This window comes from Brevibacillus jepli (genome assembly GCF_047229145.1).
Lineage (GTDB): Bacteria > Bacillota > Bacilli > Brevibacillales > Brevibacillaceae > Brevibacillus.
The window spans coordinates 1-8,671 of record NZ_JBFEFW010000061.1; the positions used below are offsets into that span (position 1 = coordinate 1).

The following is an 8,671-nucleotide window of genomic DNA, read 5'->3' on the forward strand; positions in this document are numbered from 1 at the left end:
TTTCTCTACGATGGAGGTTGAAGAGCCAAAGAGAATAACCGGTAGAACCCCATAAGCAATTCGGGCTCGACATCGACCGCTCCTCATTGGAGCGGTTTTCCTTTTTTTACGAGGTGCGCAGCCAAAAAGAAAAACGCGGATAAAATTCCCCGCGTTTTTGTCCGATTTTCCTTATTTAGCTGCCGCGATCGCATTTCGCAATGACGAAATACATCCGATGTGCATTCCTTCATGGAAAAGAGTGAAAACCATCATTTCCCCATAAGTATGCATAGTGCCTTTGTCACCTAGTTCAAACGGTTTTGGCAATGGATCATTCAAGCGGGATTGCAATTCTTCTTTGATACGCACATGCTGTTCTTTTAGCTCGGCAGCTAAGGTCTCGAGGGAAGGCCCTTCTTTTTGCCAATCAGCAGGCTTGGTTCCTGGAGAGAACATGGCTCCGTAATATGGAGGACATTTCATACCTTCTGGTCCGAAGAGCAAGTAATCTTGCGTCAGGAGAATATGACCAATATTCCAGCGAATGTTGTTTTTAAAGCCAACTGGAACCACGTCTGCTTCTTCCTCAGTTAATTCCGCCAATCTTCCCAAAAACATTCCACGAATCAAGTCATACTGATTCCATACAAAAGAAAAGTCCTGCATAGCAATCCCTGCCCTTCCTCATATTTACATGCACTTCACATGTTACCGTATTAACACCAAAGGGGAAATATACAAACTGCAAAAAACTTTGCAAGTTGTCCCTCCATCTCCATACATATGTAGAAAGGAGGGAAGAATGATGGTTACTTTGGATTCATCTATCTCTTTTTTGATTTATATCACAGCGGTGTCCAGCGCTGCAGCAGGTGTTACCGAAGCTTTCAAATCAGTCGTTCCCTTTTTGGCAACGGATTATGAGGCGAAAGAAAATTGCTGGGAGGATCATTATCACGCTGCCCGTTTGATGCACTACAAGCGTTTTTTCAATCTGCTGATTTCTGTATTGGCTGCAGGTATCATTTTTGGCATGCTCCGTCTAGATCCGGCTTTGATCTTGACTGGTGCCGAATCAGCGTACGTAGAAAACTCCTGGCAGCTAGGAACCTGGATGTGGGGCATTGTTGCGGTGTTTGGCTCACCTTTTTTCGCTTCGCTCCTCAAAATATTAGAGAGCTTCAAACAATCGGTGGACACCAATCTGCCTCCAAACCGCCCGCGCCGCAAAGTCAGTGGAACCCGAGAATAAGCTCATCTCCTTGTTGTTGCCCGATGCTTACCGAATACGCTAAGATAGCGAAAGAGACCGCAAGCAAAGGTGGGCACAGGTGATGAAGTGGAAATACTTGCGAATGACAGCTTTTTGGGTAATGGCGGTAGCTGTACTGGTCGCCTGTTCTGCCCAGTCGGGAACAGCTGATCCGTTCGATCCTGAAAATCAGAAGGAATATGGCGTAAACGGCATTTATCTCGGGCAAAACATAAAAGAAGCCATGGATATTTTGAAGCCGACCAAAGCAGATTTTATGGATATGGTGACGAGGCAGAGCTATACAGTAGAGCAAATGGCCCAAGGAGCAGGGGACGCGGTCATGGGGATGCTGCTGGTTGACCAAGCCCAGATGATGTTGAAGGTGCATAAAGGTGAAGTGACATCGATTATGCTGGCTGGCGTTCCCGGTGAGGACGCGCAAAAGTTCAAAACATATCGAGGACTCGCCATGTTTGATAGCGCTGAGCAGCTAGAGAAGCTGTATGGCAAAGGAAAAGGCGGGCAGGAAGTCGTGTATGAAGGCAGCAAGTACATCGCCAATTTTGGTCTTGCTGACAATAAAGTAGCGTGGTTCCGATTTGACCGGAAATCATCGTAAATCATCGTAATAGGGAGAGGGGAGTCCGTTCATTGGGAACTCCCTTTTTTGTTTCTTGAGAACTCATTCTGTCGGATGCAGCCAAACGAGCTTTACTTGATATGCCTTCGCGATTCCTTCTGCCAATACCATCATGCTCTGATCGATCAGGTAGGCTTCTGCTTGGTGTGTGGTCTCAGGTAACACTCCCAAAACATGCTCCCGAAGCTGCTCTAGCGCCGCCCACTGATCTTGTGACTCGGATGGAGTGGCGAGCGTAAACAAGGCAACTCGATCTGCATATACATACGAATGTTCATTTTGGGAGACAAAACCGATATCATCAAGTTGATCAATCGTAGTCGAGGACGGAAGTAACAGCAGCGAAAAGGCATCACCCAGCATGTTGGATTTCGCCAAAATGGCTTCCAGCTTTTCCTGTTCAGCTTGATTCTCTACGATAAAAAGCAGCTTGTCCCGATCAAAGACATTGACATGATCCCCGATTTTATGTATGACTTGAGCATAGAAGCCAGGGAGCTTCCCGGCTGGTACATGTAGTTCAATTCCGTACATATGGCGCATGTCATTCCCCCATGAATCACAACGTATTTTTTCTATCGTATCAAAAAATCAAGGAGGTTTCCTATGAAGAATCAAAATCTTGCCATTGAATCCTATGCGTTAGGCGCATTTCAAACCAATGCGTATGTAGTGACAAACACCGATACAAACGAAACGATTGTCATTGACCCGGGCATGGAGCCAGATGCACTGCTCCACGCCATCACGAATAAAAATGTGGTTGCGATTCTTTTGACGCATGCCCATTTGGACCATATTGGCGGACTCAACCGAGTGAGAGAAATGACAAAAGCACCTGTTTACATTCATCCATTGGAGCAAGAGTGGCTAACCAATCCTGATCTGAACGGATCACGTCGCTGGAATTTGCCTGAACTCATTGTATGTAAGCGTGCAGAGCATGAACTGGAAGATGGTCAGACTCTTGAGCTGGCAGGCTTTGACATTCAGGTGCTGCATACGCCAGGACATTCGCCAGGTAGCTGTTCATTCGTAATCGGGCAACACTGCTTTGGAGGTGACGTCCTGTTTAATCAGAGTATCGGGCGTACGGATCTGTTCGGAGGCGATTACGAGACACTCATGATCAGCATTCAAGATAAGCTGTTTGAGCTTGATGATGAAACCATCGTTTATCCTGGGCATGGACCGAAGACGACGATTGATTACGAGAAAACGTACAATCCGTTTGTCACAGGGATGCTGCGTTAATTCCTTCACCATTCTTTATAAAGAAATGGAGAGGATTTTGTCAGATGGCGGAGAAAAGGAAGGGGTCACCATTTACTAAAGGAGCTATTTATTATGAAGCGAACCTGGAAATGGGCACTCATTCTCGTTATCACTTGCACGAGCTTGGCAGGATGTGCCTCACCCATCGCCCAAGCGGATAAGACGACACAAGCTCCCAACGTGAATGTGCCTGAACCCGTAACACCGCCACCGACCGTACCCAATAACAACGACACAACGGAGGAGACCCCACCTCCACCTTTGCCATCGAGATTTCCGGAACAACGAATTTCACTTCTTGCTGTTGGCGATATTATGATGCACCAAGAGCAATTGGATGCGGTCTGGGACCCAGCGACGAAAAGCTACGATTTCAAGCGTTTCTTCCCGCATGTCACCCCGATGTTCCGTGAGGCGGACTGGGTCATTGGTAACTTAGAGACAACAATGAGTGGAAGCAAGGCAAAATACTCGGGTTATCCGATGTTTAATTCTCCTGAGTCGCTCGCGCACACATTGAAGGAAATTGGCTTTACCGCGGTATCGACAGCGAATAATCATTCCATGGATCGCAAAGAACAGGGTGTCTTGCAAACCATCAAATATCTCGATGAAGCTGGCCTCAAACATACGGGAACGTTTGCGAGTCCAGAGGAACGAGATGAGCCCTTATTGTTGACCAAGGACGGATTTACATTGGCCCTGCTATCGTACACATACGGAACAAATGGGATCGCGATTCCTGCGGGCAAGCCATATTTGGTCAATCTGATTTCACCGGAGCTGATGAAAAAAGACATTGCCCGGGCGAGAGAAAAAGGAGCCGATCTGGTTGCTGTCGCGCTTCATTTCGGAAACGAATATCAACGCCTGCCCAGTCCAGAACAAATCAAGACAGCAGAGCAAGCTCTGACATTTGGAGCGGATTTGATACTAGGTGCGCATCCACATGTCGTACAACCCTACGAATGGAAGACGGTTACCCTTGAAGACGGACGTGAGCACAAAGGGTTGATTGCGTATTCCTTGGGCAATTTCATATCTGCGCAGCGTTGGGATTACAAGGATGTAGGTGCTATCCTGAAGCTGACCCTGTACAAGAATGAGTCTGGAGTAGCAAGCATCGAGAGCGCGGAAATGATTCCGACCTACGTTCATTTTTATCGGAAAAATAACAAGCGCAACTACGTCATTTACCCGGTGTCAGATACATTGGAAAAGCTGAAGCAGGGGCAAAAATACCCTACGCTCACGAAAGAAGCAATCCAGTACATGACACAGCTGCAGAAGGAAATACCGGCTCATGTGAATAAGGTCGTCACCAAGAAAAAAGCCAGCTAAATAGCTGGCTTTACTTCTTTCCGAATCCAAATGGAAGATTAAATTGTAACTGAAGCTTTAATTCTTCGTCCATCATCGTGATGCCCTGCACTTGAATATTGGGGGAGATCAGCTCGGGATAAAATCCGAAATCGTAAGCTTCCTCCATTTCCTCTACCGTCGATTGAGGCAAGGCGAAGCCATCAAAGTAAAGCTCTGTAATATGGAATTTCAGATGGGTAGGGGAGACGAGCTCGTAGTTCCCGACTAGTTTTAGCTCCATCTGATCATACGTACCTTCCACAGTCAGCTTGTTATCCGCAAAAGAGAAATGCGATTGCTTAAACAAAGGGTCTTTCTCGACCAGAAAATTGTTGAAGTCGTTCTGGTTGATGGTTAGTGTATGCTTGAGAAGACCATCCGATTGGATTCGATCCGGCGTGGCCAATTCAGGAACTTGAATCATGACTTGCGCCAACATACCGAAGAAGGTCTGGAAGGCGGGCAAGCCTCGTTTTTCCCAGTCGGAAATCAAGTGATCCATCATGGATTCCACAACAGTAGGATTATCCAGTTTTTGCACGTTTTTCTCTTTTTCAGCGGCAATTGCAAGCATCTCTGATAATTGAAGCTCGTATTTTTTACGTAACTGCTGGAGTTGGTCCAATCGATTCTTTTTGTCGGTCTGCATCGCAGAGAGCTTGATGCGCTCCGTATGGTAAGACTCCAGTCGAGACATGTCACGCTCGTACAAGATCTCATAAAAGTCGTACATCAATAAGAACTGATTGAAATTTTCCGCATTTAATAGTAACGTCAGAAGATTAGTACGCTCGCCCATATAATAGGCCCGAGCCACCTCACCGGCGCGACGCTGCGTTGCTTCCATCACCAGCTTTTGTCGTTGTAAATCGAGATCCATTTGAGCGATTTCCCCGTATGTCCGCGTTTCTTCTTCTTTTAGCAAGGTGAGGGTTCGCTCCAGCTCTTTCTGAGTGAAATGTTGCTGTAGAATGAGCTGCTCCAAAGAGGTAGCAGGCTCTTCCTGGGCGAACACCGTCAGTGGACATACAAGCAGGAACAAGACCAGTAGAAATTTGCGCATGGTTTCACCTTTTGCTTTTGCCTTTCCATATTGTATGCTTCTTTTCGTATTATAGCCTTATCTAGTTGAATTTGGATAGCAGGAGAAGAGCGAATGAATATCATCGAACTGATTCGAGAGGAAATAGCAAGCCATCCGGGACAAGCGATTACGTTCGCGCGCTTTATGGAGCTGGCGCTATACCATGATACTTACGGATATTATATGGTCGAACAACCCAAAGTAGGCAAGGCGGGCGATTTTTATACCAGCGCCTCAGTGCATCCAGTCTTTGCGGAAACGATCGCAGATGCTGTCTTGGCACAGTGGCAGCAGGCGGGAATCTCTTCACCTGTTCTCGTTGAGATTGGTGGTGGAACCGGGGCTGTTTGCCGACATATGCTGGAACGCTTTCGGGAGAGTAATCCGGAAATATACAAAGAGCTGACTGTCATTTTAATAGAGGCGAGTCCGTATCATCGGAAAATGCAGCAGGAGGCACTGGAGTGGCATGAGGGACCGAAGCGGTGGTATTCTTCCGTGAGTGAAGCTGCCCAGCACGAAAAGATAGAAGGGACAATCTTCTCGAATGAATGGCTGGACGCATTCCCCGTACATCTTGCACAGAAAACCAAAGCAGGCTGGAAGGAAGTATGGGTACGTTTTGGTGCTGACGGGTTTGAAGAATGTTTGGGAGAGACGACTCCGGAGTTGGGGGAATACTTGCGTGGACTGACCTTGAAGCTACCAGTTGGCATGCGCATTGAGGTGAATCTGGCGATGGAGCAGGCAGCGAAGGAAGTCTCTCGCCTTTTGAAAAAAGGGTTCGTCATCACCATTGATTACGGGGACCTGCAAGAGGAGCTCTACCATCCCAGTCGCAAAAACGGAACACTGATGTGCTACTATCGTCATCAGGCACATACGAATCCATATGCGAACATAGGTGAACAGGATTTGACGAGCCACGTGAATTTTTCCGCGTGGAAGCAGTATGGGGAAAAGGTAGGCTTACAGGAGATAGACTATATGCGACAGGATAGGTTCTTAATGCGGAATGGCTTGCTTCATAAAGCCGTCGCGCATATGGATACGGACCCTTTCACAAGCGTCGCGATGAAAAGGAATCGGGCGATCCAGCAATTAATCGATCCTGCAGGCTTGGGTGGGCGTTTTTGGGTAATGGTCCAGGGGAAAGAGATCCAGGAGTAGAAGATGAGGAGAAACAAAAAAGATGCTCATGGCGAGCATCTTTTTGCTTACATGATCAGTTGTAGTAAAGCGTGTTCTTGTGGTCCGACAGGCATCACGAAGAACGTGTAATACGTGAATCCAACAAAAGACAGGAACATGAAGCCGAAGAAAATGTTTAGGTATACTCGTTCAGTCAGGTTCATGTAGCTCAACGCTACAAAGAAAGCGGTCAAACTGAAGAAGATGAGCGCCATCGGGTACAATTCAGCCCAGAACGCCATCAACGCGATTACGATGGTCCAGAAACCAAGAACGCGATACATACGATCCATTTTTGTCCCCCCTTTTTGCCTCGATCGGTAAGATTTACAAGATTCCTCCCCCATTATATAGGACAGGTGAACACGTGTAAACGATAAAGGTATGACGGATTATTGTCACCCAGGGAGGAGAGACTGGACTTGCGGTGCTAATACTGAATCACCGTGTAGTTGCATGATTGGCAACCGCGAATTTTGGAATCATCCTCACGTAATTCAATGTTCCCTAAGTACGTTTCGAATATTCCCATCAATAAAGCGTTATGCATTTGGCATACGGCGTTCGGATACTTTTTGGCGCTGTCAGAGAAGGTGCAATTGTTTACGCGAAAACGCAGCTTGCCTTCTGCCATAGGTTCGATCTCTGGTTTCAATCCCTGAGCCACGACAACACGATGGATCAGGTCCAATTTTTCTTCCATAGAGGCTGTTTCTAAATGGAGTCCGCTTTGGACAACCGCCCGTTTTGCCATCTCTGTTCCAATGCGATGTCCCATAGTAATTAGAGCGGCTTCGCCAGCTTCACCGAGCGAGAGCAGACTTTCAATCGCGATATCGGCCAGCAGCTGATAGTCGCGTGGAGGGAATTGCAGACTCACTACCTGTTCAGACAGTGAATACAATCGACTGGGACGTCCTCCCTTGCCACTTTTGTCTGTAACAGCAGTGAGTAGTTGCACGTCCTCCAGCTTCGTCAAGTGCAAGCGAGCCACATTCGGATGGATCGAAAAGTGGTCCGCTATATCCTGAACCGTGATTGGATCTTTGCTGTAGGCGACAAATTGGTAAATGGAAAAACGGGTGGGGTCAGCTAAAGCACTGGTTAACTTTTGCGCATCGTGGTCCATGCCGATACCCCTTTCTCAAAACAAATCAACAATCTTCATAAGTGTATCCCATTTTGTGTTACTTGTTAAGGTAGCAGTGTGCTACAACAGAAGATCACATGAATTTTCGTCTAGTTTTTAGATTAACTACTATTGACATAGTGTTAATGAAGCAGTAAAATCCAAAGTAAGGAAAGAAAATTTATTGACTAACTTTTTGTAAGGTATTAAAACAAACATCAAGAACAGCAAGACTGTAATAAATAAAACCATTCGCTATAGATGAGATGGAGGGGTAACCAATGGCCGTTGCTGAACGTACACAAACACAAAAATTAACGTTTTTCACTTATCCAAGCTGCACATCCTGTCGCAAAGCGAAGGCGTGGCTGGCTGAAAATGGTGTGAACTACGAAGAGCGTCACTTGTTCAAAAATCCGCCGACAGCGGAAGAGCTTCTCGATATTATCAAAATGACTTCGAATGGCTTGGATGAAATCTTGTCGATGAGAAGTCAGCGTTTTAAAAATTTGGATGTAGATATTAACGATATGACGGTGAAGGAGCTTCTCGAATTGCTTAGTGAAGAGCCTCAATTGTTGAAGCGTCCGATCTTGACTGACGGGGAAAACCTGATCGTCGGCTTCAATTCTTCCGCCATGAAAAATCTGTTGTCGTAATGAAGAGGGGGTATAGACCTCCCACTATAAAGTAATGTTTTCTCCTGTTTTCTCGCTCATTCTCTGTTTTTTAACTTTGACATCTTAAAGCTCT

11 protein-coding genes are annotated in these 8,671 nt (G+C 46.4%); 6 read left to right on the forward strand and 5 right to left on the reverse strand.

The window, feature by feature from the left end:
* Positions 1-171 precede the first annotated feature (171 nt).
* Positions 172-648, reverse strand: coding sequence for a DinB family protein (locus AB1L17_RS30875; RefSeq protein WP_412848771.1), 477 nt, complete (start codon positions 646-648; stop codon positions 172-174).
* Between the two features lie 139 nt (positions 649-787).
* Here AB1L17_RS30875 and AB1L17_RS30880 point away from each other — a divergent pair, with 139 nt between their 5' ends.
* Both AB1L17_RS30880 and AB1L17_RS30885 read left to right on the forward strand, forming a co-directional pair.
* Entirely contained in the window at positions 788-1,234 is a 447-nt protein-coding gene (locus AB1L17_RS30880; protein ID WP_412848773.1) for a hypothetical protein, read from the forward strand.
* A gap of 82 nt (positions 1,235-1,316) precedes the next feature.
* The gene (locus AB1L17_RS30885) at positions 1,317-1,856 is read left to right on the forward strand and encodes a hypothetical protein (protein WP_412848772.1); all 540 of its coding nucleotides are present in this window, start codon (positions 1,317-1,319) and stop codon (positions 1,854-1,856) included.
* Positions 1,857-1,919: 63 nt separating this feature from the next.
* On the opposite strand, the gene AB1L17_RS30890 is transcribed toward AB1L17_RS30885, so the two are convergent.
* A complete protein-coding gene (locus AB1L17_RS30890; RefSeq protein ID WP_412848770.1) occupies positions 1,920-2,420 on the reverse strand; it encodes a hypothetical protein in 501 nt (166 codons plus the stop codon).
* Positions 2,421-2,483: 63 nt separating this feature from the next.
* Between AB1L17_RS30890 and AB1L17_RS30895 the strand changes: the two genes are divergently transcribed.
* Positions 2,484-3,131: an MBL fold metallo-hydrolase gene (locus AB1L17_RS30895; RefSeq protein WP_412848769.1), complete on the forward strand. Its 648-nt coding sequence runs from the start codon at positions 2,484-2,486 to the stop codon at positions 3,129-3,131.
* Positions 3,132-3,224: 93 nt separating this feature from the next.
* Positions 3,225-4,493 carry a CapA family protein gene (locus AB1L17_RS30900; protein ID WP_412848768.1) on the forward strand — a complete coding sequence of 423 codons (1,269 nt, stop codon included), beginning with the start codon at positions 3,225-3,227 and terminating at the stop codon, positions 4,491-4,493.
* A gap of 10 nt (positions 4,494-4,503) precedes the next feature.
* Here AB1L17_RS30900 and AB1L17_RS30905 read toward each other — a convergent pair whose 3' ends face one another.
* The gene (locus AB1L17_RS30905; RefSeq protein WP_412848767.1) at positions 4,504-5,577 is read right to left on the reverse strand and encodes a hypothetical protein; all 1,074 of its coding nucleotides are present in this window, start codon (positions 5,575-5,577) and stop codon (positions 4,504-4,506) included.
* Positions 5,578-5,670: 93 nt separating this feature from the next.
* Between AB1L17_RS30905 and AB1L17_RS30910 the strand changes: the two genes are divergently transcribed.
* Positions 5,671-6,768 (forward strand): class I SAM-dependent methyltransferase, encoded by a 1,098-nt coding sequence (locus AB1L17_RS30910; RefSeq protein ID WP_412848766.1) that lies wholly within the window; start codon positions 5,671-5,673, stop codon positions 6,766-6,768.
* Positions 6,769-6,815: 47 nt separating this feature from the next.
* Here the strand turns inward: AB1L17_RS30910 and AB1L17_RS30915 are convergent, their stop codons facing one another.
* Together AB1L17_RS30915 and AB1L17_RS30920 are read right to left on the reverse strand one after the other, a co-directional pair.
* A complete protein-coding gene (locus tag AB1L17_RS30915; RefSeq protein WP_007723294.1) occupies positions 6,816-7,082 on the reverse strand; it encodes a DUF2626 domain-containing protein in 267 nt (88 codons plus the stop codon).
* A 137-nt stretch (positions 7,083-7,219) separates the two neighbouring features.
* Entirely contained in the window at positions 7,220-7,918 is a 699-nt protein-coding gene (locus AB1L17_RS30920) for a helix-turn-helix transcriptional regulator (protein ID WP_412848765.1), read from the reverse strand.
* A 281-nt stretch (positions 7,919-8,199) separates the two neighbouring features.
* Here AB1L17_RS30920 and AB1L17_RS30925 point away from each other — a divergent pair, with 281 nt between their 5' ends.
* Complete coding sequence (locus AB1L17_RS30925; protein ID WP_412848764.1) at positions 8,200-8,577, forward strand: Spx/MgsR family RNA polymerase-binding regulatory protein; 378 nt, start codon at positions 8,200-8,202, stop codon at positions 8,575-8,577.
* Positions 8,578-8,671: the final 94 nt, after the last annotated feature.

Coding starts and splice junctions, on each gene's coding strand:
- AB1L17_RS30925 (WP_412848764.1), top strand. CDS start 8,200: ATGGCCGTTGCTGAACGTACACAAACACAAAAATTAACGTTTTTCACT.
- AB1L17_RS30885 (WP_412848772.1), top strand. CDS start 1,317: ATGAAGTGGAAATACTTGCGAATGACAGCTTTTTGGGTAATGGCGGTA.
- AB1L17_RS30895 (WP_412848769.1), top strand. CDS start 2,484: ATGAAGAATCAAAATCTTGCCATTGAATCCTATGCGTTAGGCGCATTT.
- AB1L17_RS30880 (WP_412848773.1), top strand. CDS start 788: ATGGTTACTTTGGATTCATCTATCTCTTTTTTGATTTATATCACAGCG.
- AB1L17_RS30905 (WP_412848767.1), bottom strand. CDS start 5,577: ATGCGCAAATTTCTACTGGTCTTGTTCCTGCTTGTATGTCCACTGACG.
- AB1L17_RS30920 (WP_412848765.1), bottom strand. CDS start 7,918: ATGGACCACGATGCGCAAAAGTTAACCAGTGCTTTAGCTGACCCCACC.
- AB1L17_RS30875 (WP_412848771.1), bottom strand. CDS start 648: ATGCAGGACTTTTCTTTTGTATGGAATCAGTATGACTTGATTCGTGGA.
- AB1L17_RS30890 (WP_412848770.1), bottom strand. CDS start 2,420: ATGCGCCATATGTACGGAATTGAACTACATGTACCAGCCGGGAAGCTC.
- AB1L17_RS30910 (WP_412848766.1), top strand. CDS start 5,671: ATGAATATCATCGAACTGATTCGAGAGGAAATAGCAAGCCATCCGGGA.
- AB1L17_RS30900 (WP_412848768.1), top strand. CDS start 3,225: ATGAAGCGAACCTGGAAATGGGCACTCATTCTCGTTATCACTTGCACG.
- AB1L17_RS30915 (WP_007723294.1), bottom strand. CDS start 7,082: ATGGATCGTATGTATCGCGTTCTTGGTTTCTGGACCATCGTAATCGCG.